Source organism: Pseudomonas sp. MS15a(2019) (genome assembly GCF_013277805.1).
Taxonomy (GTDB): Bacteria; Pseudomonadota; Gammaproteobacteria; order Pseudomonadales; family Pseudomonadaceae; genus Chryseomonas; species Chryseomonas benzopyrenica.
On the sequence record NZ_VBTN01000003.1, the window covers coordinates 163,886 to 187,287 of the forward strand.

The 23,402-nt window shown below is 66.7% G+C and carries 19 protein-coding genes, 1 pseudogene and 1 riboswitch; of the genes and pseudogenes, 12 read left to right on the top strand and 8 right to left on the bottom strand.

Annotated elements, in window-relative coordinates; translation table 11 throughout:
• The first annotated feature begins 54 nt into the window (after nucleotides 1–54).
• The 9 genes from urtA to FEZ61_RS04370 all read left to right on the top strand — a co-directional run bounded on the left by urtA (nucleotide 55) and on the right by FEZ61_RS04370 (nucleotide 8,910).
• Nucleotides 55–1,299 (top strand): urea ABC transporter substrate-binding protein, encoded by a 1,245-nt coding sequence (gene urtA, locus FEZ61_RS04330; RefSeq protein WP_068384156.1) that lies wholly within the window; start codon nucleotides 55–57, stop codon nucleotides 1,297–1,299.
• A gap of 63 nt (nucleotides 1,300–1,362) precedes the next feature.
• A complete protein-coding gene (gene urtB / locus FEZ61_RS04335; RefSeq protein ID WP_017640174.1) occupies nucleotides 1,363–2,280 on the top strand; it encodes an urea ABC transporter permease subunit UrtB in 918 nt (305 codons plus the stop codon).
• A gap of 10 nt (nucleotides 2,281–2,290) precedes the next feature.
• Nucleotides 2,291–3,454: an urea ABC transporter permease subunit UrtC gene (urtC, locus tag FEZ61_RS04340; protein ID WP_068384158.1), complete on the top strand. Its 1,164-nt coding sequence runs from the start codon at nucleotides 2,291–2,293 to the stop codon at nucleotides 3,452–3,454.
• Nucleotides 3,451–4,215 (top strand): urea ABC transporter ATP-binding protein UrtD, encoded by a 765-nt coding sequence (urtD, locus tag FEZ61_RS04345; protein WP_173147429.1) that lies wholly within the window; start codon nucleotides 3,451–3,453, stop codon nucleotides 4,213–4,215. Before urtC ends, urtD begins: the two co-directional genes overlap by 4 nt.
• A gap of 50 nt (nucleotides 4,216–4,265) precedes the next feature.
• Nucleotides 4,266–4,955 carry an urea ABC transporter ATP-binding subunit UrtE gene (urtE, locus tag FEZ61_RS04350; protein ID WP_173147431.1) on the top strand — a complete coding sequence of 230 codons (690 nt, stop codon included), beginning with the start codon at nucleotides 4,266–4,268 and terminating at the stop codon, nucleotides 4,953–4,955.
• Between the two features lie 192 nt (nucleotides 4,956–5,147).
• Complete coding sequence (gene fmdA / locus FEZ61_RS04355; RefSeq protein ID WP_017640178.1) at nucleotides 5,148–6,377, top strand: formamidase; 1,230 nt, start codon at nucleotides 5,148–5,150, stop codon at nucleotides 6,375–6,377.
• Between the two features lie 49 nt (nucleotides 6,378–6,426).
• Nucleotides 6,427–6,774 (top strand): zinc ribbon domain-containing protein, encoded by a 348-nt coding sequence (locus FEZ61_RS04360; RefSeq protein WP_173147433.1) that lies wholly within the window; start codon nucleotides 6,427–6,429, stop codon nucleotides 6,772–6,774.
• Between the two features lie 33 nt (nucleotides 6,775–6,807).
• Nucleotides 6,808–7,851 carry an aliphatic amidase gene (locus FEZ61_RS04365; protein WP_173147435.1) on the top strand — a complete coding sequence of 348 codons (1,044 nt, stop codon included), beginning with the start codon at nucleotides 6,808–6,810 and terminating at the stop codon, nucleotides 7,849–7,851.
• 24 nt (nucleotides 7,852–7,875) lie between these two features.
• Nucleotides 7,876–8,910, top strand: a complete 1,035-nt coding sequence (locus FEZ61_RS04370; protein WP_173147437.1) for an AAA family ATPase — start codon at nucleotides 7,876–7,878, stop codon at nucleotides 8,908–8,910.
• A 54-nt stretch (nucleotides 8,911–8,964) separates the two neighbouring features.
• Here the strand turns inward: FEZ61_RS04370 and atzF are convergent, their stop codons facing one another.
• The 8 genes and pseudogenes from atzF to FEZ61_RS04410 form a co-directional block, all read right to left on the bottom strand.
• The gene (gene atzF / locus FEZ61_RS04375; protein WP_173147439.1) at nucleotides 8,965–10,767 is read right to left on the bottom strand and encodes an allophanate hydrolase; all 1,803 of its coding nucleotides are present in this window, start codon (nucleotides 10,765–10,767) and stop codon (nucleotides 8,965–8,967) included.
• A gap of 11 nt (nucleotides 10,768–10,778) precedes the next feature.
• Nucleotides 10,779–14,378, bottom strand: a complete 3,600-nt coding sequence (gene uca / locus FEZ61_RS04380) for an urea carboxylase (RefSeq protein ID WP_173147441.1) — start codon at nucleotides 14,376–14,378, stop codon at nucleotides 10,779–10,781.
• Nucleotides 14,379–14,569: 191 nt separating this feature from the next.
• Nucleotides 14,570–15,205 carry an urea amidolyase associated protein UAAP2 gene (locus FEZ61_RS04385; protein ID WP_017640185.1) on the bottom strand — a complete coding sequence of 212 codons (636 nt, stop codon included), beginning with the start codon at nucleotides 15,203–15,205 and terminating at the stop codon, nucleotides 14,570–14,572.
• 9 nt (nucleotides 15,206–15,214) lie between these two features.
• Entirely contained in the window at nucleotides 15,215–15,925 is a 711-nt protein-coding gene (locus FEZ61_RS04390; RefSeq protein WP_173147443.1) for an urea amidolyase associated protein UAAP1, read from the bottom strand.
• A 59-nt stretch (nucleotides 15,926–15,984) separates the two neighbouring features.
• Nucleotides 15,985–16,695: pseudogene (locus FEZ61_RS04395) on the bottom strand (ABC transporter ATP-binding protein); the annotation flags it as partial.
• The gene (locus FEZ61_RS04400; protein ID WP_017640188.1) at nucleotides 16,695–17,507 is read right to left on the bottom strand and encodes an ABC transporter permease; all 813 of its coding nucleotides are present in this window, start codon (nucleotides 17,505–17,507) and stop codon (nucleotides 16,695–16,697) included. The pseudogene FEZ61_RS04395 and the gene FEZ61_RS04400, both read right to left, overlap by 1 nt.
• Nucleotides 17,508–17,530: 23 nt before the next feature.
• On the bottom strand, nucleotides 17,531–18,595 hold the full coding sequence (locus FEZ61_RS04405) for a putative urea ABC transporter substrate-binding protein (RefSeq protein WP_017640189.1): 1,065 nt from the start codon (nucleotides 18,593–18,595) through the stop codon (nucleotides 17,531–17,533).
• 51 nt (nucleotides 18,596–18,646) lie between these two features.
• A riboswitch (guanidine-I (ykkC/yxkD leader) is annotated at nucleotides 18,647–18,746 on the bottom strand.
• A 178-nt stretch (nucleotides 18,747–18,924) separates the two neighbouring features.
• Nucleotides 18,925–19,830 (bottom strand): LysR family transcriptional regulator, encoded by a 906-nt coding sequence (locus FEZ61_RS04410; protein ID WP_173147445.1) that lies wholly within the window; start codon nucleotides 19,828–19,830, stop codon nucleotides 18,925–18,927.
• A gap of 171 nt (nucleotides 19,831–20,001) precedes the next feature.
• Between FEZ61_RS04410 and FEZ61_RS04415 the strand changes: the two genes are divergently transcribed.
• From FEZ61_RS04415 to FEZ61_RS04425, 3 genes are read left to right on the top strand one after another with little or no spacing between them, the layout of a single operon-like run.
• Nucleotides 20,002–21,522 carry an ABC transporter substrate-binding protein gene (locus tag FEZ61_RS04415; RefSeq protein ID WP_093255713.1) on the top strand — a complete coding sequence of 507 codons (1,521 nt, stop codon included), beginning with the start codon at nucleotides 20,002–20,004 and terminating at the stop codon, nucleotides 21,520–21,522.
• A gap of 48 nt (nucleotides 21,523–21,570) precedes the next feature.
• Entirely contained in the window at nucleotides 21,571–22,488 is a 918-nt protein-coding gene (locus FEZ61_RS04420) for an ABC transporter permease (RefSeq protein WP_160922414.1), read from the top strand.
• Nucleotides 22,489–22,497: 9 nt separating this feature from the next.
• Nucleotides 22,498–23,400 (top strand): ABC transporter permease, encoded by a 903-nt coding sequence (locus FEZ61_RS04425; protein WP_173147447.1) that lies wholly within the window; start codon nucleotides 22,498–22,500, stop codon nucleotides 23,398–23,400.
• Nucleotides 23,401–23,402 lie beyond the last annotated feature (2 nt).

Here is a 23,402-nt window from a genome sequence, read left to right on the forward strand (position 1 = left end):
GCCGCAGTCCCGGTCCCCGGGGGCGACCTGCACATCATCTAGAGGAGCGACAAGATGCACAGATCAGCGGGCGTGAAATCCAGTCTTCCGCGACGCCTGGCGCTGGGCGCCGCGGCATTGTCCCTGTTGGCAGCCAGCGTGTTCAGCCAGGGCGTGATGGCGGACGCCGCCAATACCACCGGCCTGGCCGTGACCGATACCACCGTGACAGTCGGCCAGTTGCATTCCGCCACCGGCACCATGGCCATCTCCGAGACCGGGGCCATCCAGGCCGAGCGGCTGGCGATTGAGCAGATCAATGCCCAGGGCGGGGTGCTCGGGCGGCAGGTCAAGATCATCCAGGAAGACGGCGCCTCCGACTGGCCGACCTTCGCCGAAAAGGCCAAGAAGCTACTGGAGGCCGACAAGGTCGCGGCGGTGTTCGGCTGTTGGACCTCGGCCTCGCGCAAGGCGGTGCTGCCGATCTTCGAGAAGGACAACGGCCTGCTCTACTACCCGACCTTCTACGAGGGCCTCGAGCAGTCGAAGAACGTCTTCTACACCGGCCAGGAAGCCACCCAGCAGATTCTCTCGGCGCTGGACTGGCTGGCCAAGGAGAAGGGCGGCAAGACGTTCTACCTGGTGGGCTCGGACTACATCTGGCCGCGGACCTCGATGAAGATCGCCCGCAAGCACATTGAAAACGTGCTGCATGGCGAGGTGGTGGGGGAGGAGTACTACCCGCTGGGCGGCACCCAGTTCGGTTCCCTGACCAACAAGATCAAGCTGAAAAAGCCCGATGTGGTCTTTGCCGCGGTCGTCGGGGGCTCCAACGTGGCCTTCTACAAGCAGCTCAAGGCGGCTGGCATCACTTCGGCCAAGCAGACTCTGCTGACCCTCTCGGTGACCGAGGATGAGATGCTCGGCATCGGTGGCGAGAACATGGCCGGCTTCTACTCCTCGATGAAGTACTTCCAGACCCTGGACAATCCCAACAACAAGGCCTTCGTCGAGGCGTTCAAGGCCAAGTACGGCAAGGATGCGGTGGTGGGCGACGTCACCCAGGCGGCCTATCTCGGTCCCTGGTTGTGGAAGATGGCGGTGGAGAAGGCCGGCAGCTTCGATGTCGACAAGGTGGTCGCGGCGTCTCCGGGCCTGGAGCTGAAGACCGCACCGGAAGGCTACGTGAAGGTTCACGAGAACCATCACCTTTGGAGCCGCTCGCGCATCGCCCAGATCCAACCGGACGGCACCTTCAAGGTGGTCCACGAATCCGCCGATCTGATCGAGCCCAATCCTTTCCCCAAAGGCTACCAGTAAGCCTTGCCTGACCGGAGGCGTCGCCTGACGGACGCCTCCGTCCACCTTCACGGGAAGATCTCCATGGAAAGCTTATCCGACTTCGGCGCGATCGCCGTGATGCAGGGTTTCAACGGCCTTTCGGTGTTCTGCGTGTTGCTGCTGATGGCGCTGGGGCTGGCGATCATCTTTGGGCAGATGGGCGTGATCAACATGGCCCATGGCGAATTTCTCACCGTGGGGGCCTACACCACCTACGTGATGTCCTCGCTTACCCTGCACCTGTTTCCGGCCTTGCAGCCCTACTACTTCTTTTTCGCCCTGATCCTGGCGTTCTTCGTCGCCGGCGCCATCGGCTGGTTGGTGGAGTGGGCGATGATCAGCCGGCTCTACCAGCGCCCGCTGGACACCCTGCTGGCCACCTGGGGCCTGTCGCTGATCCTGCAGCAGGTGTTTCGCTCGGTATTCGGCGCCCGCGAGGTCAGTGCCGAACTGCCGGAATGGATCATGGGCTCCTGGAGCCCGACCGCCAGCATCGATATCCCCAAGAACGGCCTGTTCGTCATGGTCGTGACTGCGCTGCTGACCCTGACCCTGTTCTTCATGCTGTACCGCTCGCGCTGGGGGCTGCAGGTGCGCGCCACCATGCAGAACCGGGTGATGGCTCGCGCCGTGGGTATCAACACCCGCCGCGTAGACCGCCTGACCTTCGCCCTGGGCTGCGGCGTGGCCGGGGTGGCGGGCGCGGCCTTCACCACCATCGGCTCCATCGGTCCGACCTCGGGCTCGCTGTATATCGTCGACACCTTCCTGGTGGTGGTCTTTGGTGGCGCAGCCAGCCTGCTCGGCACCATCGCCTCGGCCTTCGGGATCGCCCAGGCGCAGTCGCTGCTGGAATTCTTCCTCTCTGGTTCCATGGCCAAGGTGCTGACCCTGTCGGCGGTGATCCTCATCCTGATGCTGCGGCCCCAGGGGCTGTTCTCGGCAAAAGTCCGCAAGTAGGGAGTCCACGATGAACAAGGCAATCGACAACCTGCTCGGCGGCCGGCAGGGCACCTTAGGCCTGCTGGTATTGGCCGCGCTGATCCTGCTGGTGTTTCCGCTGACCCTGGACATCTTCCGCCTGAGCATGGTCGGCAAGTACCTGACCTACGCCTTCGTCGCGGTCGGCCTGGTGCTCTGCTGGGGCTATGGCGGCATCCTCAGTCTCGGCCAGGGAATCTTCTTCGGTCTCGGCGGCTACTGCATGGCGATGTTCCTCAAACTCGAAGCCTCGGATCCGGAAAGCACCAAGATCCAGTCCACCCCCGGCATTCCCGACTTCATGGACTGGAACCAGATTACCGAGCTGCCCTGGCTATGGCAGCCGTTCCATAGCTTCGGCTTCACCCTGGTGGCGGTGATCGCGGTTCCGGTGCTGCTGGCCTTCATCATCGGCCTGGCGATGTTCAAGCGGCGGGTAGGGGACGTGTACTTTTCCATCGTCACCCAGGCCATCGCCGCCATCCTGACCATTCTCATCATCGGTCAGCAGGGCCTCACCGGCGGGGTCAATGGCATCACCGACCTGAAGACGCTGCTGGGCTGGGACATCCGTTCGGACAGCGCCAAGGTGGTGCTGTATTTCGTCAACGCAGCGCTGCTGTTCGGCTGCATCCTGATCGGCCGCTTCGTGCTGGCCTCCAAGCTGGGCCGGCTGCTGGTGGCCATGCGTGACAAGGAGGAGCGGGTGCGCTTCTCCGGCTACGACGTGGCCAGCTTCAAGATCTTCGTGTTCTGCCTGGCCGCGGCCTTCTCGGCGGTGGGCGGGGCCATGTTCGCTCTGCAGGTGGGCTTCATGTCGCCGTCCTTCGTCGGCATCGTGCCCTCCATCGAGATGGTCATCTTCGCTGCGGTCGGCGGGCGGTTATCGCTGCTCGGTGCGGTGTACGGCGCGCTACTGGTGAATTTCGGCAAAACCTACTTCTCCGAATCCTTTCCCGAGCTCTGGCTGTACCTGATGGGCGGGCTCTTCATCGTGGTCGTCCTCTATTTCCCCAATGGCCTGGCCGGTCTGTGGAAGAGCCATGGGCAGCGCCTGGTGGCACGCCTGAGACGCCAGCCGGCGAGCGCGCCCGTCACCTCGTCAGCGCCGTACACGGCAACCAAAGCCTCCCGCCTGGAGACCACGCCATGATTACCAGTCCCGTCGGTTTCCAACTTGCCAAGCCGGTACTGGCCATCGAAGGCCTGACCGTCTCCTTCGACGGCTTCAAGGCGGTGAACGACCTCAATCTCTATGTCGACCGCAACGAGGTACACGTGGTGATCGGCCCCAACGGCGCCGGCAAGACCACGGTACTGGACCTGATCTGCGGCAAGACCCGCGCCACTGCCGGCAGCATCGAATTCAACGGTCGTGAACTGACCCGGATGAAGGAATTCGACATCGTTCGCGCGGGTGTCGGCCGCAAGTTCCAGAACCCCTCGATCTACGAGAATCTCACGGTGTTCGAGAACCTGGAGATGTCCTATCCCGAGGGCCGCAAGGTGTTCGGCGCGTTGTTCTTCAAGCGCAGCGCCGCGGTGGTCGCGCGGGTGCAGGCGGTGGCCGCGGAGATCTTTCTCGCCGACCTGCTGCACCAGCAGGCCGATCTGCTCTCCCACGGCCAGAAGCAGTGGCTGGAGATCGGCATGCTGCTGATGCAGGACCCGGAGCTGCTGATGCTCGACGAACCGGTGGCGGGCATGAGCGTGTCCGAGCGATCCCAGACCGCCGAGCTGCTCAACCGCATCAGTCAGGGGCGCTCGGTGCTGGTCATCGAGCACGACATGGAATTCGTCAAAAGCATCGCCCACAAGGTCACGGTGCTGCACCAGGGCAAGGTACTGGCCGAAGGCAGCATGGAAACGGTGCAGAGCAATCCCAAGGTTATCGAGGTGTACCTGGGGCACTGAGCCCTCGCCTCTAGCCCTTTTCCTGCAGTCGATCACGGGAGAACCCGGTCATGTTCACCATCCAGAACCTCGTCTCCGGCTACGGTCAGAGCCGCATCCTCCACGACCTCAGCCTGGACGTGGCGCACAAGGAAATCGTCGCCGTCATGGGCCGCAACGGCATGGGCAAGAGCACCCTGTTCCGCAGCCTGATGGGTATTCTGCCGACCTGGAGCGGCCACGTAGCGGTGGACGGCCAGGACGTCTCCCGGCTGGAGACCCACCAGCGCGTCAAGCGCGGCATCGCCTATGTGCCGCAAGGGCGAATGATCTTTTCCCACATGACGGTGCTGGAAAACATCCAGACCGGCCTGCCGGCCTCGGCCCGGGGCCGGGTGCCGGACGATCTCTATGCGCTCTTCCCCGTGCTGCACGAGATGCGCCAGCGCAAGGGTGGCAACCTCTCCGGTGGCCAGCAGCAACAACTGGCCATCGCCCGCGCCCTGGCCACCAATCCCAAGGTGCTGCTACTGGACGAGCCGACCGAGGGCATCCAGCCCTCGATCATCAAGGACATCGCCCGCACCCTGAAGGAGATTCGCGCCCTGCGTGACTTGACCATCGTGGTGTCAGAGCAGGTGCTGTCCTTCACCCTCGACATCGCCGACCGTTTTCTGGTGATCGAGAAGGGCCGCTTCGTGGTCGAGGAAACCCGCGACAAGGTCGACGAAGCCACCATCAGCCGCTACCTGTCGGTCTGATCCCGGCGCTCTGCGCGGCCGCCCTGCAGCAGCACGGCGGTCGCTTCCGGCTGCCTGGTAATCCCGTCCAAGCCTTGCCTTGTCTGGGTTTGCGCCTACGTCATCCGACGTATTTGCAGCCCCAATCCCAGCCCCGAGACTGACCTGGAACCCTCCCGCTACCGCCAACAGCCAACAGCCAGGAGCTGCGCGATGACCGACACCCTGATCAAAGTTGACCTTAACCAGGCCGCCACCGACAACGAGAACGTCCACAACCGCTGGCATCCGGACATCCCCATGGCCTGCTGGGTCAAGCCGGGGGATGACTTCATCCTGGAAACCTACGACTGGACCGGTGGCGCGATCAAGAACGACGACGATGCGAGCGACGTGCGCGATGTCGACCTGTCGACCGTGCATTATCTTTCCGGCCCGGTAGGGGTGAAGGGCGCCGAGCCGGGCGACCTGCTGGTGGTCGATCTGCTCGACATCGGCGCCAAGGCCGAGTCCCAGTGGGGCTTCAACGGCTTCTTTTCCAAGCAGAACGGCGGCGGCTTTCTCACCGATTACTTTCCCTCGGCGCAGAAATCCATCTGGGACTTCGAGGGCATGTTCACCAAGAGTCGCCACATCCCCGGCGTACGCTTCGCCGGGCTCATCCACCCCGGACTGATCGGCTGCCTGCCGGACCCCAAGTTGCTGGCCAACTGGAATGCCCGCGAGCAGGAGTTGATCGACAGCAACCCGACCCGGGTACCGCCCCTGGCCAATCCGCCGTTCGCCGCGACCGCCCACATGGGCAAGCTTACCGGCGCGGCCCGCGACGCGGCAGCCGCTACCGGCGCACGCACCGTACCGCCGCGCGAGCATGGCGGTAACTGCGACATCAAGGACCTGTCGCGTGGCTCGAAGATCTTCTTCCCTGTCTATGTGGAGGGCGCGGGCCTTTCGGTGGGCGACCTGCACTTCAGCCAGGGCGACGGCGAGATCACCTTTTGCGGCGCCATCGAGATGGCGGGCTGGGTGCACATGAAGGTCGAGCTGATCAAGGGCGGCATGGCCAAGTACGGCATCAAGAATCCCATCTTCAAGCCCAGCCCCATCGTGCCCACCTACAACAACTTCCTGATCTTCGAAGGCATCTCGGTGGATGACGCCGGCAAGCAGCACTACCTGGACGTCAACCTGGCGTACCAGCAGGCCTGCCTCAATGCCATCGAGTACCTGAAGAAATTCGGCTACAGCGGCGCCCAGGGCTATTCGCTGCTGGGCTCGGCGCCGGTGCAGGGCCACATCAGCGGGGTGGTCGACATTCCCAACGCCTGCGCCACCCTCTGGCTGCCGACGGACATCTTCGAATTCGACATCAATCCCACTGCCGCCGGACCGACCCGCTACCTGGACGGCAGCATCGACATGCCCATCGCCTACGACAAGTGAGCCGCCCGGGTGCGGCCGCCGGTCGCGCCCCCGCCGCCAGGAGCCCGTCATGCCGATCTACGAATACGACTGCCCCGACTGCGGGGATTTCACCCTGCTGCGGCCCATGGCCCAGCGCGACGATCCCTGCAGCTGTCCCGTCTGTGCTACGCCCAGCCCCCGGGTGATCCTCAGTGCCCCTGGCCTGGCGACCCTGGCGCATGGGGCGCGTCGCGCCCAGGAGACCAATGAGCGTTCGCGCCACGCGCCCCAATCCCTTGAGGAATACCAAGCCAAGCGCAGTCATGGCGCCGGTTGCAGCTGCTGCGCGCTAAGCAAGCCGGCGGCACGCAGCAAGGCCAATCCCCATGGCCTGAAGACCAGTCCGTCAACCCGCCCCTGGATGATCAGCCACTGATTCCCGGTCCAGCCCTTTCGAAGGAGCCACTCCATGCGCCACGGCGATACTTCCAGCAGCCCCGGTACCGTCGGCGTTGCTGTCGTCAACTACCGGATGCCACGCCTGCACAGCAGGGCGGAGGTGCTGGCCAACGCCCAGCAGATCGCCGCGATGATCAAGGGCATGAAGCTCGGCCTGCCGGGCATGGATCTGGTGGTGTTCCCCGAGTACAGCACCATGGGCATCATGTACGACAAGGACGAGATGATGGCCACCGCCGCGACCATCCCCGGCGAGGAGACGGCGATCTTCGCCGCCGCCTGCCGCGAGGCCAGAACCTGGGGGATCTTTTCGCTCACCGGCGAACGCCACGAGGAGCACCCGCACAAGGCGCCCTACAACACCCTGGTGCTGATCGACGACCATGGCGAGATCCTGCAGAAGTACCGCAAGTGCATTCCCTGGTGCCCCATCGAGGGCTGGTATCCCGGTGACCGCACCTATGTCAGCGAGGGCCCCAAAGGCTTGAAGATCAGCCTGATCATCTGCGATGACGGCAACTACCCGGAAATCTGGCGCGACTGCGCCATGAAGGGTGCCGAGCTGATCGTACGTTGCCAGGGCTACATGTATCCGGCCAAGGAGCAGCAGGTGCTGATGGCCAAGACCATGGCCTGGGCCAACAACTGCTATGTGGCGGTGGCCAACGCCACCGGCTTCGACGGGGTATACAGCTACTTCGGCCATTCGGCGCTGATCGGTTTCGATGGCCGCACCCTGGGCGAGTGCGGCGAGGAGGAGATGGGCATTCAGTACGCCCAGCTGTCGATCTCGCAGATTCGCGATGCCCGCGCCAATGACCAGTCGCAGAACCACCTGTTCAAGCTGCTGCACCGCGGCTACACCGGGGTCTACAACTCCGGCGACGGCGACAAGGGGGTGGCCGACTGTCCCTTCGACTTTTATCGCACCTGGGTCCTGGATGCGCAGAAGGCCCAGGCCGACGTCGAGCGGATGACTCGCTCCACCCTCGGTGTAGCGGATTGCCCGGTGGGCGAGTTGCCGCATCCCGGCCAGGAACGTCAGCTGGGTTAGCGCCGGCGGCGCGAGGAGCGGGCCATGCCTTTCGTCAATGACCTGATCGAGCATAACCGTGGCCAGCTCGCCCGCGAGGGGCAGGCGCCTTTGCCCTCGCGCTTCCTGTTCGAGCCGGCAGCGGTCATGGCCTTGCTGCGAGCGCGCATCCTGGGCCAGGCCAGGGTGCTCGATGAGGTGGAAGCCCTGCTCAAGGTGGTCAAGGCCGACATCGGTGATCCGGAAAGACCCCTGGGTGTCAGTCTGTTCCTTGGCCCCACCGGCGTCGGCAAAACCGAGATCGTCCGTCTGCTGGCCCAGGCCATACACGGGCGCGCGGAAGCCCTCTGCCGCATCGACATGAATACCCTGGCCCAGGAGCACTACGCCGCGGCCCTGGCCGGCGCGCCGCCCGGCTACGTGGGCAGCAAGGAAGGCACCACGCTGTTCGATGCCGACGCCATCGCCGGCAGCTACGGCCGCCCCGGCATCGTACTGTTCGACGAGCTGGAAAAGGCCGATCGCCAGGTCATCCGTACCCTGTTGAACGTGCTCGACAGCGGCCAGCTGGGGCTCAGTGCCGGCAGCAAGCGCCTGGACTTTCGCAACAGCCTCATCTTCATGACCAGCAACCTGGGCGCCCGCGCCGTCCAGCAGCAGCGTGCCCGTTTCGCGCGCGGCTGGCGTCGTTGGCTCAAGCTGTCGGCGGACTCCGGATCTATCCTGGAGGAGGCGCTGCACGTGCATTTCGATCCGGAATTTCTCAATCGTATCGAGCGGATCCTGGCCTTCGAGCGCATCGACCAGGACTGGCTACCCGGGCTGCTCGCCATCGAGCTGGACAAGCTCAATCAGCGTCTGGGCCGTCGGGGAAAAAGCCTGGAGTTGCACGAGAGTGCCAGGACGTTCCTGACGCGTGGGCACGATGCCCGCTTCGGCGCTCGCGATCTGGTCCGGCGGCTGCGCCGGCTATTGGAGCCGGCGGTGGCCGACTGTCTGCTGGCGCAGCCGATGGCTGTCCGGTTGCTGGCGATTCAGGAGGGGGAGCGTCTGGTGGTGCGCGAGGTGGACGCCGGCTGATGGCTTCCCACGGGGCTCGGGATCCGATGCGGATTCCCGAGCCTGGGGGTTACGCTAGCGGGCGCTGCGACTCGCCAACCACGCCCGCCATCCACCATGCGCCGTGATGTCCTCGGCCCCCGCCAGGCCATAGGGCTCGCAGATGAAGCCGGTTTCCCAGCTGCCATCGGCCAGTTCCACCTTGCCCAGGCCGAGCGGGGCGGGGATGCCGGTGAGAAAGCTGCCCAGTTCGCTGCTGGGTAGCTCCCAGACCTCCACCTCGATGGCGGCGCCGTCTTCGGCGACCCGGACCATGCCCGGGCGTAGCGGCGGGCCGCCGGCCAGGGCGTGGAGGCGATAGTGCGGCGCGCTCCGGGTCAGGGCCAGGCGGTGGGCATCGCGGGCGAGCAACTGGCCGTTGAGTGGCAGCCCCTGTAGATGGGCACCGCAGACCACCAGGCGGGCACGGTCATGGCGGGCGGGACGCGCCGGCAGGCTGGCGTGCGGCAGGGCGCCGCCCACCAGGGGCAGACCCTGGGCTTCCTGCAGGGCCGCGGCCAGGCTCAGCAGGTACTGGTCGGTGAAGACCCGGCCGAACAGCGTCACGCCCCAGGGCAGTCCGTTGGCCATGACGCCCGCCGGCACGGCCACGGCGGCGTAGTCCAGCAGGTTCATGAAGTTGGTGTAGTAACCCAGGTCGGCGTTGCGGGCGACCGGTTCGGCGGCCAGTTCCGCCAGGGTCACCGGGCGCGGATAGGTGGGGGTGAGCACGCAGTCCAGTTCGGCGAGCAGGGCGTCGCACTGGGCTTTCAACGCCTGCAGGCGGTAGCCGGCGCGGAAGGCGTCCACTGCCTTGGTACCGGGCGCCTTTTCCAGCACGGCGCGGATCACCGGCAGTACGGCGTCCGGCTCGGCCTCGATCAGGGCACCGGCCACGCTGTAGCGTTCGGCCACCCAGGGACCCTCATAGAGCAGGCGTGCAGCTTCCAGGAAGGGCGCAAGATCCAACGGTACGGCTTCGCCACCCAGGGCTTCCAGCTGCGCCTTGGCCGCCGCGAACAGCGCCGGGCTTTCCGGGCAGCCGAGGAACTCCAGCTGGGTCGGGACGCCGAAGCGGAACGGCCGCGGGCGGCCGAAGGCGCTGGCGTCGTTCCACTGTGGATTGGCGCGGCTGTAGGGATCGCGCGGATCGAGGCGGGCGGTGAGCGCCAGCAGCGTGCTGGCTTCGGCGGCGGTGGCGGTGAAGAAGGTCACGCAGTCCAGCGTCTGGCAGGCGGGCACCACGCCGGCGGTGGACAGCAATCCCTTGCTGCCCTTGAGACCCACCAGGTTGTTCAGCCCCGCGGGCACGCGACCGGAACCGGCGGTATCGGTGCCCAGGGCGAAGCTGGCGACACCCAGGGCCACGGCCAGGGCCGAACCGGCGCTGGAGCCGCCGGAAGGATAGTCTGGGTGGACACTGTTGCGGCAGGCGCCGTAGGGCGAACGGGTGCCGTTGAGGCCGGTGGCGAACTGGTCGAGATTGCACTTGCCCAGCGGCACGGCGCCCAGGGCGACCAGCTGTTCCACCAGGGTCGCCGAGCGCTCGGGCACATAGGCATAGGCCGGGCAGGCCGCCGTGGTGGGGATGCCGGCGAGGTCGATGTTGTCCTTGATGGCGAAGGGGATGCCATAGAGCGGCAGCTCGGCGGGATCGCGAGCGTCCAAGGCGGCGAGATAGGGCTCCAGCTCGGCTGGGGTCAGCAGGTGGATGAACAGGTGGTATTCGGGGTTGAGGGCCGCGGCCTGCTCCCGCAGTTCGGCGATGAGCGTGCGTGGGGTCCGGGTCCCGGCGGCATAGGCGGCGCTCAGGGTGTCGAGGCGCAGATCGAATGTCATGGTGGCTTCCTTCACGTCTTGTCGATGACCAGCAGGCGCTGGCCGGCGCGGATCGACGAGCCGGGCTGAACCTGCAGGTCGTGGATCCGGCCGCTGCAGGGCGCGAGCAACGGGATTTCCATCTTCATGGATTCCAGGATCAGCAACGGCTGGCCGGCTTCCACCTGGTCGCCCGGCTGCACCTGGGCCTGCCAGAGATTGCCGGCCACCGGGCTTTCCAGGGCCAGCTGGTGGCTGGCGAGGGGGGCATCCTCGGTGGCTTCGACGGCGGCTTCCTGGCTGTCGAAATGCGCCTGGCCGGAGTCGATCCAGCGCTGCCGCTCGGCGGCGAAGGCGCTCTGCTGGCGCGTGCGGAAGGTGGTAATGCCCTCGGCTTCGCGTGCCAGGAAGGCCTGGTAGTCGGCCAGGGACAATTCGCTCTCTTCGATGCGCAGCGGCACGCGACCCAGGGGGAAGTCCGCGCGGATGCGCAGCAGCTCGTCCGCCGACACCTCATGGAAGCGGATCTGATCGAAGAAGCGCAGCAGATAGGGCTGGCCGTGGAAGGCTTCCACGGCACGGTAGCGATTCCACATCTGCAGGGTGCGACCGACGAACTGGTAGCCGCCGGGACCTTCCATGCCATAGACGCACAGATAGGCGCCGCCGATGCCCACCGAGTTTTCCGCGGTCCAGGTGCGCGCCGGGTTGTACTTGGTGGTCACCAGCCGGTGCCGCGGATCCAGGGGTGTGGCCACCGGGGCGCCGAGGTAGACATCGCCCAGGCCCATCACCAGGTAGCTGGCGTCGAAGACGATGCGCTTAACCGCCTCCAGGGACTCCAGGTCATTCACCCGGCGGATGAACTCCAGGTTGCTCGGGCACCAGGGCGCGTCCTTGCGTACCGTGGTGGTGTATTTCTCGATGGCCAGGCGGCAGGCCGGATCATCCCAGGACAGCGGCAGATGGACGATGCGCGAGGGTACCCGCAGGTCCTGGGCATCGCCCAGCGCCTGCCAGCAGCGACTGACCGCCGCCAGCAACTCGGCCAGGGGCAGGGCCTCGGGCTGGTAGTGCACCTGCAGCGAGCGGATGCCGGGGGTGAGCTCGCACAGCCCGGGCAGCGCCAGCGCGGCCAGCGCCTGCATCAGCCCATGGCCGCGAAAGCGCAAGGCCAGGTCCAGCTCCGGTGGGCCGATCTCCAGCAGCAGATGGGTATCCCCGGAAAGCCGCGCCACCAGGCGCTCGGCGCCCTGGCCCAGATCCAGCACCACGGGATCGCCGCGCTCGGGCGTAATGGCGATCTCCGCCTGCGGCTGCAAGCTGCTTTCCTCGGCCAGGCGTGCCTGCTGCAGGCGCCGCGCGGTCGCCAGGTCCACCGGCAGGAAGCGCAGCCGGTCGCCGGCCTTGAGCTGGCCCAGTTGCCAGAGGTCGGCTTCGATCACCGTGACCGGGCAGACGAAGCCGCCCAGGCTGGGGCCGTCGGGGCCGAGGATGACCGGCATGTCGCCGGTGAAGTCCACGGCGCCGACTGCGTAGGGATTGTCATGGATGTTGGAGGGATGCAGACCGGCCTCGCCGCCGTCTTCGCGGGTCCATTCCGGCTTGGGGCCGATCAGGCGCACGCCGGTACGACTGGAATTGAAGTGCACCTCCCAGTCGGTGGCGAGAAAGAGATCCAGATAGGCCGGGCTGAAATAGTCCGGCGCACCATGCGGCCCATAGATGACGCGCAGGGTGCGGGTCTCGGGCAGCCGGGTGGTCAGGGCGGCGGGCAGTCGGGCCTCCGCGCGTGCGTCGGTCAGCGGGTACAGGTGCAGCACGTCGCCGGCGCGCAGGGCGCGGCCACCGTGACCGCCGAACTGGCCGAGGGTGAAGGTGCTGCGACTGCCCAGGTAGTCAGGCAGGTCCAGGCCGCCTCTCAGGCAGAGATAGCTGCGGGCGCCGGCGCCGGTGATGGCGCCCAGGTGCAGGATGGCACCCGCGGGGACGCGAAAGACGCTGTCCATGGCCTGGGGTTGGTCATTCAGCAGGATCGGCAGCGCCGCGCCGGTGACCGCCACCACGGCCTCGGTGTTGAACCTGAGGGTGGGGCCGGCCAGGGTGATTTCCAGGGCGGCCGCGCGGCCATCGTTGCCGAGCAGGCGATTGCCCAGGCGCAGGGCGCGGTCGTCCATGGGGCCGGAAGGGGGAATGCCCACCGACCAGTAGCCGAGGCGTCCGGGGGCGTCCTGCACCGTGGTCTGGGTGCCGGCACTGAGCACCTCCAGGGTGGTGGCCTGGTAGGTCAGGCCTTCCAGGCAGCGGGTCCAGGGCTGGCCGCTGGCGAAGGGCGCGGCGGCGAGGATCTGCTGCAGGTAGTCGCCATTGGTTTCCACGCCATAAAGCCGGGTTGCGGCCAGGGCCTGGTCGAGGCGCTGCCGAGCCGAGTCCCGGTCCGGGGCCCAGGCGATAACCTTGGCCACTAGGGGATCGAAATAGGGGGGGATCTCGCAGCCGGCTTCGACCCAGGTGTCCAGGCGCAGCGCCCGGCCATCAGCGGATGGAAAGTCGACCTGGGTGAGCAGCCCGGGGCTGGGCTGGAAGTCGCGGCCCGGGTCTTCGGCATAGAGTCGCGCCTGGATGGCATGGCCCTGGGGGCGAAGCTCCTTGGCCAGCTCGGCCAGCGGCGGCAGGTCACCGGCGGCCAGTTCGATCATCCAGCGCACCAGGTCCACGCCCCAGACCTGCTCGGTGACGCCGTGCTCGACCTGCAGCCGGGTGTTCACCTCAAGGAAGTAGAAGCGGTCGGCGGCGCTGTCGTAGACGAACTCCACGGTACCGGCGCTGCGATAGCGCACCGCGCGCGCCAGCTCCAGCGCGGCGGCACAGAGCGCTTCGGCCATGCCGGCCGGCAGGTTGGGCGCCGGGGTTTCCTCCAGCACCTTCTGGTTGCGGCGCTGTACCGAGCAATCGCGCACGCCCAGCGCCAGGACCTCGCCCCGACCATCGCCGAACACCTGCACCTCCAGGTGCCGCGCCCGCTCGATGTATTTCTCCAGGAAGACGCCGGCATCGCTGAAGTTGTTCTGACCCAGCCGGCGCACGGCGTCGAAGGCCTCGGCGAGTTCAGGGTCCGTGCGGCACACGCGCATGCCGATGCCGCCACCGCCGGCAGTGCTCTTGAGCATCACCGGATAGCCGATCTCCTGCGCGGCCGCCAGGGCCGCCTCCGGGGTCTCCAGCAGCTCGGTGCCCTCCAGTAGCGGCACGCCCTGGGCGCGCGCCAGGGCCCGCGCCGTGTGCTTGAGTCCAAAGGTACGCAGTTGCTTGGGGGTAGGGCCGACGAAGGCGATGCCGGCCGCTTCGCAGGCTTCGGCGAAGGCGGCGTTCTCGGAAAGGAAGCCATAACCCGGGTGAATGGCCTGGGCGCCGCTCTGGCGCGCCACTTCGAGCAGCTTGGCGGTGTCCAGGTAGGTGGCCGCGGCAGCGCCTTCGCCCAGGCTGAAGGCCTGGTCGGCCTCGCTGACGTGGCGGCTGGCGCGATCGGCTTCGCTGTAGACGGCGACCGCGGCGACGCCCAGGTCGCGCAGGGTGCGCTGGATGCGGCAGCTGATGGCGCCACGGTTGGCGATGAGCAGGGTGGTGAACATTCGAGGCGTCCTCGAAGGCGGCGGGCCGTCCCGCCAGATAAAAGCTCTCGGGGTCGTCCCCAAGAGGCCGCGCGAGGGCGGTAGGTCAGTCGGCGTCTAGCGCTTGCCGCGGTAGCTGTAGCGCCCGGCGCGGACTTCGCAGAGGCGATGGAGACGCGGTCGCAGCCACTGCCAGAGCTGGCGTGCGCGGGTCAGTCCCATAGCAGCACCTCCGCCGGGGTGGGGTTCCAGCCGTTGCAGGGGTTGTTGAGTTGCGGGCAATTGGAAATAAGCAGGATGACGTTGGTCTCGGCGCGCAACTCCACATACTTGCCGGCGCCGGAGATGCCATCGGCGAAGGTCAGGCCGCCGTCCGCGGTCACCGGCACGTTCATGAAGAAGTTGATGTTGGCGCCGATGTCGCGCTTGCCCAGGCGCCCGTCATGGCCACCGGCGCAGAGGAAGTTGTCACGGCAGCTGTGCATCTGCCGGCGATCCAGGGCGTAGCGCACCGTGTTGCTCTCCTGGGAGCAGGCGCCGCCCAGGGTGTCGTGGCGGCCACAGGTGTCGGCGACGATGGTCAGCAGGGGATTGCCCAGGTTGGAATAGAGCACGCTGCCGGTCGACAGATAGACCCGGCCCTGGCGTCTCAGGGTGCGCTGGGGATCGTAGCGTTCCTGGGGGTTGGCGGCGGCGTAGAAGAGGGTGTCCACCGCCTGGTTGCCTTCCAGGTCATGGATGCGCAGGGTCTGGCCGGCCTTGACCTCCTTGAGGTAGGGCGCTCCGGCCGGCAGGAGGGCGCGGTAGCTGGCATCTTCCGGGCGTTTGGTGCTGGCGATCAGGGTCATGGCGGGGCCTCAGAGGAAGTAGCGGGCGGTGTTCTGGAAGGCGCGCTCGTTTTCCGGGCGCGAGGTGCGGCAGCGTTCGGCCACCTCGGGCGCCGCGCGCAACTGGGCGAGATCGACCGGGCGCGGCGCATAGACCGGGTCCGGGTCCAGCGGATGCTGCAGGGCGGTCAGCACCACCAGGGTGTTCATGGGGGCATGCAGCTCGATCAGATCGCCGGCGCGGGAGTTGCCGGGCACGAAGGCAAAGGCGCCCGCGGCATCCACGTCCACCCGGCTGAATAGGTTGAGGGTCATCAGCAGGTCTTCCAGGCCCAGGCCCCACTTGGCCAGTTCCACCAGCAGGTTGTCGGTGCCATTGCGGTGGAAGCCGTTGCGCAACTCCTGATAGCGACCCGCGCCGTATTTCTCCGCCACCTCGGCGGCATTGGCCACGCCGCCAAAGCTGTCGTGCCAGCCGCAGGTGTCGCGCACCACGGCCGCCAGCACCCGCCCCATGTCGGAATAGAGGCAATGGCCTGCGGTGAGACGCGCGGTGTGCTGGCCCTTGAGAGTATCGGGCAGGTTCAACCGCTCGCTGCGGTCATCGGCATTGAACAGCAGCAGGCTGACATTGGCGCCGCCTTCCACGTCGGTCAGCCGCAGGGTCTGGCCGCGGCGCAGGATGAAGGAGGCGGTGCCGCCGCCGAGGACGCGTTCCTGGTAGAGCAGTTCGTCAGTCATGGGCAATCTCGTCAGGTAAGGGCTGGCCGAGTCCCAGCCGCATGCACGGGCCGGGTCTTGGCGGTCAGGGGCAGGTCGTAGGTGATGCGGGCGCCATAGGCGCCGGGGGCTTGCGGGTCCTGGCGGACCTTGTCGAACACCAGCACCCGGGTGGCCAGGCTGAAGCCCTCGTGCAGGTCATGGGTGACCATGAACACGGTGAGCGGGCGCTCGTGCCAGAGCTCCAGCAGCAGGGCGTGCATGTCCTTGCGGATGCCGGGATCGAGGGCGCCGAAAGGCTCGTCCAGGAGCAGGATGCGCGGCCGGGCGATCAGCGCCTGGGCGATGGCGAGGCGCTGCTGCATGCCGCCGGACAGCTGCCCCGGGTACTTGCCCAGCGCCTGGCCCAGGCCGACGCGTTCGAGCAGGGCGGCGGCCTGTTCCCGGGCCTGGCGCTTGGCCGTGCCCAGCAGCCGGCCGAGCAGCGGGGACCTGGGCAATTCCAGGCCCAGGGCGACGTTGTCCAGCACGCTCAGGTGGGGAAACACCGAATAGCGCTGAAAGACCACGCCCCGCTCGGGATCCGGTTCCGCCGAGAGCGGCTGACCATCGATGCGGATCTCGCCGCGGCTGGGCCGCTCCTGGCCGAGCAGCAGGCGCAGGAAGGTGGACTTGCCGCAGCCGGAGGCACCGACCAGGGCGCAGAATTCGCCTTCGCGCACCTGCAGATTGAGGCCTTCGAGCACCACCTGCTCGCCATAGCGCTGCCAGAGATTGCGGACCTCGATCATCAGCGACCCTCCCCGTACCAGGGAAAGGCGCGCCGCGTCAGCAGGCGCAGGCCCGCGTCCAGCAGCCAGGCCAGCAGGGTGATCCAGGCGACATAGGGCAGGATCACGTCCATGGCCAGATAGCGCCGCACCAGGAAGATGCGATAGCCCAGGCCATCGGTGGCGGCGATGGCCTCGGCGGCGATGAGAAACAGCCAGGCGGCACCCAGCTGCAGCCGCAGGGCGATGAGCAGGCGCGGCAGCAGTTGCGGCAGCACCAGGCGCAGGATCACCGTCCAGCTGTTGGCGCCCAGGGTCTGGGCCTTGATCAGCAGTTCGCGTGGCAGCTCCCGGGCGCGCTGGTCCAGCTCGCGGATCAGCACCGGGGTGACGCCCACCACGATCAGCATCACCTTGGCCAGTTCGCCCAGGCCGAAGACGATGAAGAGAATCGGCAGGATCGCCAGCGGCGGGATCATCGAGAGCACCGTCACCAGCGGCGACAGCGGCGCGCCGACCAGGGGCAGGCTGCCCGCGGCGATGCCCACCACCAGGGCGATCAGCGCGGCGATCCCCAGGCCCAGGCCCAGGCGTTGCAGGCTGGCCAGGGTGTCCTGCCAGAACGGATAACCCCGGGTACGCACGTCGGCGGTAAAGGCCAGGCGCTGTACCGCATCGGCCATCTGCGCCACGCTGGGCAACAGCTTGTCGTTGGGGTTTTCTGCCAGCCGGGTGGCCGAGCCCACCAGATAGAGCAGGGCGAGCAGGGCGAAGGGCAGCAGGACCAGCAGGAGCCGGCCGCCCCGATCGGGATGCCGATTGATGAAGCGCATGGGCGTCGTCCTCGCGGCGGGGCTCAGAGCTTGCCGTCGGCGGCCAGCTGTACGAAGGTCGGATCGAAGCGCAGCTTGAGATTGCCCGCGTCCCCGCTGGTCTTGCCGCCCGGATAGGCGATGCCGATGGCCTCGGCGCTGGGTGCGCCCTGGCCCAGCAGGCCGTGTTCGAAGGAGAAGTGGGCGATGCGCTGCATGGTGGTCGGCAGCGCGGGATCCTTGACGAAGGCCAGGGCCTCGGCGGGCGTGGCGAATAGCCGGGTTTTGTCCAGTTGCGCCTGGAAGCCGGCGAGATCGGTACCCGAGGCCTTGGCCATGGCCTCCAGAGCCGCCTTGCCCTTGGCGTCGCCGGATTGCATCAGCGCCAGCATCTCGAACCAGGCACCGGTCAGGGCCTTGCCCAGGGCCGGGTTGTCCTTGAGCGTGGCGGTGTTCACCACCAGCATGTCGAGGATCTCGCCGGGAATCTTGCTGGAATCGAATACCTCGGTGGTGTCGGGCTGAGCCTTGATCTCGGCCAGCAACGGATTCCAGGTCACCACGCTGCGCACGTCGGCGGTCTGGAAGGCGGCCACCATGTCGGCGTCGGAGGTGTTGACGGTGGTTAGGTCCCTCTCGCTCAGCCCCACGTTCTGCAGCGCTCGCGCCAGCAGGTAGTGGGAGACGGAGAACTGCACCAGGTTAACCTGCTGGCCCTTGAGGTCGGCCAGGGTCTTGCCTTTGCCCTTCATCACCACGCCGTCGTTGCCGTTGGAGTAGTCGCTGACGATCAGCGCCGTGCTGTCCACGCCGCCGGCGGCCGGAATGGTCAGGGCGTCCATGTTGGTCATGGCGCAGCCGTCGAACTGGCCGGTGGTGTATTGATTGATGGATTCGACGTAGTCGTTGAGCTGCACGACCTCGATGTGGATGCCGTATTTCTTGGCCCACTTGTCGATGATGCCCTGGGCCTGGGCTTCGCCCCAGGGCATCCAGCCGGCATAGATCGTCCAGCACACCTTGAAGTCGTCACGCGGTGCCGCCTGAGCGGTGGCACCAAGCAGCAGGGAACAACCGAGAACGAGCGAGGCGAGCAGGGGATGGCGCATGGGACCTCCAATAGGATGGACGACGGGACAGGAGCACGCGACTGGCGCTGTGTCTCCCGGGCTTTTGTCCCGCCGTGTAACCCCATCAGAGGTCGACGACTCTCGGACCAGACACCCGCACGAGCGAGTCGGAACCCTAGTCATCCATTGCAGATTGTGGTGCATCAAACCGGCTGGCCGGTGCTCCTGCACCCTATGGCCTTTGCCAGATGCGTGCCAGTTACCGCCAGGTCCCGTACCAGGCGGATTGCTCGCCTGGACATTGAGGCTGCACCCCGCGCGCCGCCCCATCGCAGTGCGTTCGAAGCGGCGCAATGCACCGCTTTGATTCAGCGCCCCAGCGCCTCGATGAGCGCGTGGCGAAAGGCATTGACCGCCGGCGGCAATTCGCGGCCCGCCATGCTCTGCAATTCGATCCGCCGCGCGGCCAGGCCTTCGTCCAGCAGGGGCAGGGCCACCAGTTGGCCTTCGCGCAGTCGACTACGCAGGCTCAGTTCGCTGGAGAGCGCCACGCCGCCGCCCAAGGCGGCGAAGCGATAGAGCGCCTGCATGTTGTTGCTTACCAGCACCGGCTCGAAGGAGAGTCCCTGGACGCCACAGCAGATGTCGAACAGCTGCCGCACCGTGGTATCGGGCATTGGCAGCGCCAGCGGAAAGGGCTGTAGATCGGCCAGGGTCAGCTCGGTACGGCCGGCGAGGGGATGTTTGGGCGCCACCACCGCCTCGATGGCGCCACTCAAGGTGGCGTCGACGCTGATGTCCGGCTCAGGCCTGAGGCTGAAGGTGAGGCCCAGGTCGGCATCGCCTTCTTGGACCTGGCGCGTGACCGCCGCCGGCGCGCAGACCTCCAGGGAAAAGTGGATGCCGGCATAGCCCTGGCGAAAGGCAACGATGACCTCGGGCAGGAAGTCCAGCGAAAAGCCTTCGGTGGTGGCCAGACGCACCTGGCCGCGGCGCAGGTCGGCGAGGCCGCGCAGTTCGGCCGCCACCTGCTCGCTGGCCAGCTGCGCCTTGCGCGCATGCACCGCCAGACGCTCGCCGGCGGCGCTGGGCACCACCCCGCGAGCGCGGCGTTCGAGCAACGGCGTCTCCAGTTCGCGTTCCAGCTTGGCGATCTGGCGGCTCACGGCACTGGCCGCGACATTGAGCCGTTGGGAGGCTTCGCTGATGGAGCCGCAGCGCACCACCTCAAGGAAATAGCGCAGGGCAGTGGACTGGATTCCGTAGGGCTGCATGGGGCCTCCTTTGCCGAAAAGGCATGGCTCGCATCTAAATATTCTGCTTGTGGCATGGGATGGCAAGACCTAGAGTCGGGTCAAGAGATCAATAACAGCCTTCAGCAAGACTTCCTTCCCCGCGTTTCGCGGACCTGCCTTTGACCAACCACCGCCCCGGAGACAGACGGCATGGGACTCAAAGGTTTCGCTTGTGGCATCGCGTTTTCCCTCTTTCTGGCCCAGGGCCAGGCCTTCGCCGGCAAGGCCAACGACACCCTGGTCTACGCCTCGGATACCGAGCCCGAGAACGTCAGCCCCTATCACAACGATGCCCGTGAAGGCGTCATCCTCGCCCACCTGGCCTGGGACACCCTGATCTACCGCGATCCCCAGACCGGCGAATACAAGCCGATGCTGGCCACCCATTGGCAGCAGGTCGATCCGCTGACCCTCGACTTCGATCTGCGCCAGGGCGTGACCTTCCACAACGGCGATCCCTTCACCGCCGATGACGTGGTCTTCACCTTCAACTACGTGGCCTCGCCCGAGGGCAAGGTGGTCACCCAGCAGAACGTCAACTGGATCAAGAGCGCCGAGAAGCTGGGCGAATATAAGGTCCGCCTGCACCTCAAGCAGCCATTTCCAGCCGCGCTGGAATACCTGGCCAATCCCTTGCCTATCTATCCCGGCAAGTACTTCCAGAAGGTCGGTCTGGCGGGCTTCGCGCAGAAGCCGGTGGGTACCGGGCCCTATCGCATCGTCGCGGTCACCAGCGGTCAGGGGGTCACGCTGGAGCGCAATCCGGACTATTTCAAGGACAGTCCCCAGGGGCAGCCGCGCATTGGCCACATCCAGTTCCGCGTCATCCCCGACGCCGAGACCCGTCTCGCCGAACTCATGACCGGCGGCATCGACTGGGCCTGGCGCGTGGCGCCGGACCAGGCCGAGCAACTCAAGGCCGCGCCCAATCTCACCGTGGAGAGCGGGGCCAGCATGAGGATCGGCTTCCTCAGCATGGATGCCCAGGGCAGCTCCAGTCCGGATTCGCCCTTTGCCAAGGCAGAGGTGCGCCAGGCGATCAATTACGCGATCAACCGTAAAGCCATCGCCAGTCAGCTCATGGGGGGCGGCAGCCAGCCGCTGCAGGTGGCGTGCTATCCGGAGCAATTCGGTTGCGACGCCAAGGCGGTACCGGGCTACCCCTACGACCCGGCGAAGGCCAAGGCCCTGCTCAAGGCCGCCGGCTATCCCAACGGTTTCAGCACCGAGATCTTCGCCTACCGCGACCGCGACGTGGTCGAGGCGCTGATCGGGGACCTGCGTGCGGTGGGCATCGACGCCAAGCTGCGCTATCTGAAATACGCCGCCCTGCGTGACCAGCAGCGCGCCGGCAAGGTGCCCATGGCCTTTCTGGCCTGGGGTTCCTTCTCCATCGCCGATGCTTCGGCGGCCACCGGCGTCTACTTCAAGGGCAACGCCGACGACGTGGCCAAGGATCCCCAGGTGATCGACTGGCTCAAGGTGGCCGACACCGCCATGGACCCGGCCGTGCGCAAGGAGAACTACCGCAAGGCGCTGCAGCGGATCGCCGAGCAGGCCTACTGGGCGCCGGTGTTCAACTATTCCATCAATTACGCCTTCACCTCGGACCTGGCCTTCCAGCCCTATCCGGACGAATTGCCGCGCTTCGCCCTGGCCCACTGGAACTGATCCGTCCCGGCGCCCCCCACGGGGGCGCCCCTAGCCGAGGAGCTGAGCATGTCCGCATACCTCCTGCGCCGCCTGGGTATCGCCCTGGCCGTGGCCTTTACCGTTTCCCTCATCAGTTTCTTCCTGCTGCACCTGTCCGGCGACCTGGCCACCGCCATCGCCGGCCCCGAGGCCACCGCCGAACAGATCGAGGTGGTGCGTCATCAACACGGACTCGACAAGCCCCTGGCGACCCAGTACGTCGAGTGGGTCGGGCAGTTGCTGCGGCTGGACCTGGGGCAGTCGTTCTTCTTCCAGGAATCGGTGCGGGATCTCATCGCCAGCCGCCTGCCCATCACCCTGACCCTGGGCGCCATCGCGCTGCTGGTGGCGCTGCTCATCGCCATCCCGCTCGGGGTGCTGGCCGCGGTCAAGCGCGATACCTGGATCGACCGTCTGGCGCTGACCCTGGCGACCTTCGGCCAGGCCATGCCCAGCTTCTGGTTCGCCCTGGTGCTGATCGTCATCTTCTCGGTGACCCTGAAGTGGCTACCGGTATCTGGCAACACCAGCTGGCAGCACTTCATCCTGCCGGCGGTCGCCCTGGGCTACTACGCCACCCCCTCGCTGATGCGCCTGACTCGTGCCGGGATGCTCGATGTGCTGGGCGCTGACTACATCCGCACCGCCCGAGCCAAGGGCCTGAGTCCGGCGCGGGTACTGTTCAAGCACGCCCTGCGCAATGCGCTGATCCCGGTGGTGGCCCTGGCCGCGGTGGAGTTCGGCTTCATGCTGGGCGGCTCGGTGGTGATCGAGGCGGTGTTCTCCCTGCAGGGCATCGGCCAGCTGGCCTGGGACGCCATCGCCCGCAACGACTTCCCGGTGGTGCAGGCCATCGTCCTCTTGATCGCGTTGATCTACATCGTGCTGACACTGGTGGCCGATCTGCTCAACGCCTTGCTCGACCCGCGCATTCGCGTGCGCTAGGAGGCCCCTATGACCGTCGCCAATCCCTTCGTGCTCGACGACTATTTGCCCCCGCGCCCGACGCTGGGCCGCCAGCTGCGCCGCTGGTTCGGTCACCGCGGCTTCGCCCTGGGCGCCGTGCTGCTCGTCGTCATCGTCTTCGCCGCCCTGGCCGCGCCCTGGCTGGCGCCCCACGACCCCTATGCCCAAGACGTGATGCAGCGGATGAAACCACCGGTATGGATGGCCAAGGGCACCTGGGCCCATCCGCTGGGCACCGACAAGCTCGGCCGCGACTATCTCTCCCGGCTGCTCTATGGCGCGCGCATCTCGCTATTCATCGGCCTTGCCGCGGCGCTCATCTCCGGCGCCATCGGCACCTTGCTCGGGGTGTTGGCTGGCTACTACGGCGGCAAGATCGACGCCCTGGTGAGCTACCTGGTGACCACCCGCCTGGCCCTGCCGGTGGTGATGGTGGCCCTGGCCGCCGCCTCCCTGGTAGGTGGCTCGCTGCAGGTGGTGGTGATCCTGCTCGGCTGCCTGCTATGGGATCGCTTCGCCGTGGTGGTGCGTGCCGCCGTGCAGCAGATCCGCGACGCCGAATACGTGGCCGCCGCCCAGGCGCTGGGCTGTTCACCCTGGCGGGTCATCGTCGGCGAGATCCTGCCCAACGTGCTGGGGGCGCTGATCGTGGTGATCACCCTGGAGATGGCCCACGCCATCCTGCTGGAGGCGACCCTGTCCTTTCTCGGCGTTGGCGTGCAGCCACCGTTGCCGTCCTGGGGCCTGATGATCGCCGAAGGCAAGCCCTACATGTTCTTTTCGCCCTGGGTGATCGCCATTCCCGGTGTCGCCCTGATGCTGCTGGTGCTGGCCATCAATCTGGTCGGTGACGGTATCCGGGACCTGGCCGCGCCCAGCGGGCGCAACTAAGC

Coding starts and splice junctions, on each gene's coding strand:
- urtA (WP_068384156.1), top strand. CDS start 55: ATGCACAGATCAGCGGGCGTGAAATCCAGTCTTCCGCGACGCCTGGCG.
- urtB (WP_017640174.1), top strand. CDS start 1,363: ATGGAAAGCTTATCCGACTTCGGCGCGATCGCCGTGATGCAGGGTTTC.
- urtC (WP_068384158.1), top strand. CDS start 2,291: ATGAACAAGGCAATCGACAACCTGCTCGGCGGCCGGCAGGGCACCTTA.
- urtD (WP_173147429.1), top strand. CDS start 3,451: ATGATTACCAGTCCCGTCGGTTTCCAACTTGCCAAGCCGGTACTGGCC.
- urtE (WP_173147431.1), top strand. CDS start 4,266: ATGTTCACCATCCAGAACCTCGTCTCCGGCTACGGTCAGAGCCGCATC.
- fmdA (WP_017640178.1), top strand. CDS start 5,148: ATGACCGACACCCTGATCAAAGTTGACCTTAACCAGGCCGCCACCGAC.
- FEZ61_RS04360 (WP_173147433.1), top strand. CDS start 6,427: ATGCCGATCTACGAATACGACTGCCCCGACTGCGGGGATTTCACCCTG.
- FEZ61_RS04365 (WP_173147435.1), top strand. CDS start 6,808: ATGCGCCACGGCGATACTTCCAGCAGCCCCGGTACCGTCGGCGTTGCT.
- FEZ61_RS04370 (WP_173147437.1), top strand. CDS start 7,876: ATGCCTTTCGTCAATGACCTGATCGAGCATAACCGTGGCCAGCTCGCC.
- atzF (WP_173147439.1), bottom strand. CDS start 10,767: ATGACATTCGATCTGCGCCTCGACACCCTGAGCGCCGCCTATGCCGCC.
- uca (WP_173147441.1), bottom strand. CDS start 14,378: ATGTTCACCACCCTGCTCATCGCCAACCGTGGCGCCATCAGCTGCCGC.
- FEZ61_RS04385 (WP_017640185.1), bottom strand. CDS start 15,205: ATGACCCTGATCGCCAGCACCAAACGCCCGGAAGATGCCAGCTACCGC.
- FEZ61_RS04390 (WP_173147443.1), bottom strand. CDS start 15,925: ATGACTGACGAACTGCTCTACCAGGAACGCGTCCTCGGCGGCGGCACC.
- FEZ61_RS04400 (WP_017640188.1), bottom strand. CDS start 17,507: ATGCGCTTCATCAATCGGCATCCCGATCGGGGCGGCCGGCTCCTGCTG.
- FEZ61_RS04405 (WP_017640189.1), bottom strand. CDS start 18,595: ATGCGCCATCCCCTGCTCGCCTCGCTCGTTCTCGGTTGTTCCCTGCTG.
- FEZ61_RS04410 (WP_173147445.1), bottom strand. CDS start 19,830: ATGCAGCCCTACGGAATCCAGTCCACTGCCCTGCGCTATTTCCTTGAG.
- FEZ61_RS04415 (WP_093255713.1), top strand. CDS start 20,002: ATGGGACTCAAAGGTTTCGCTTGTGGCATCGCGTTTTCCCTCTTTCTG.
- FEZ61_RS04420 (WP_160922414.1), top strand. CDS start 21,571: ATGTCCGCATACCTCCTGCGCCGCCTGGGTATCGCCCTGGCCGTGGCC.
- FEZ61_RS04425 (WP_173147447.1), top strand. CDS start 22,498: ATGACCGTCGCCAATCCCTTCGTGCTCGACGACTATTTGCCCCCGCGC.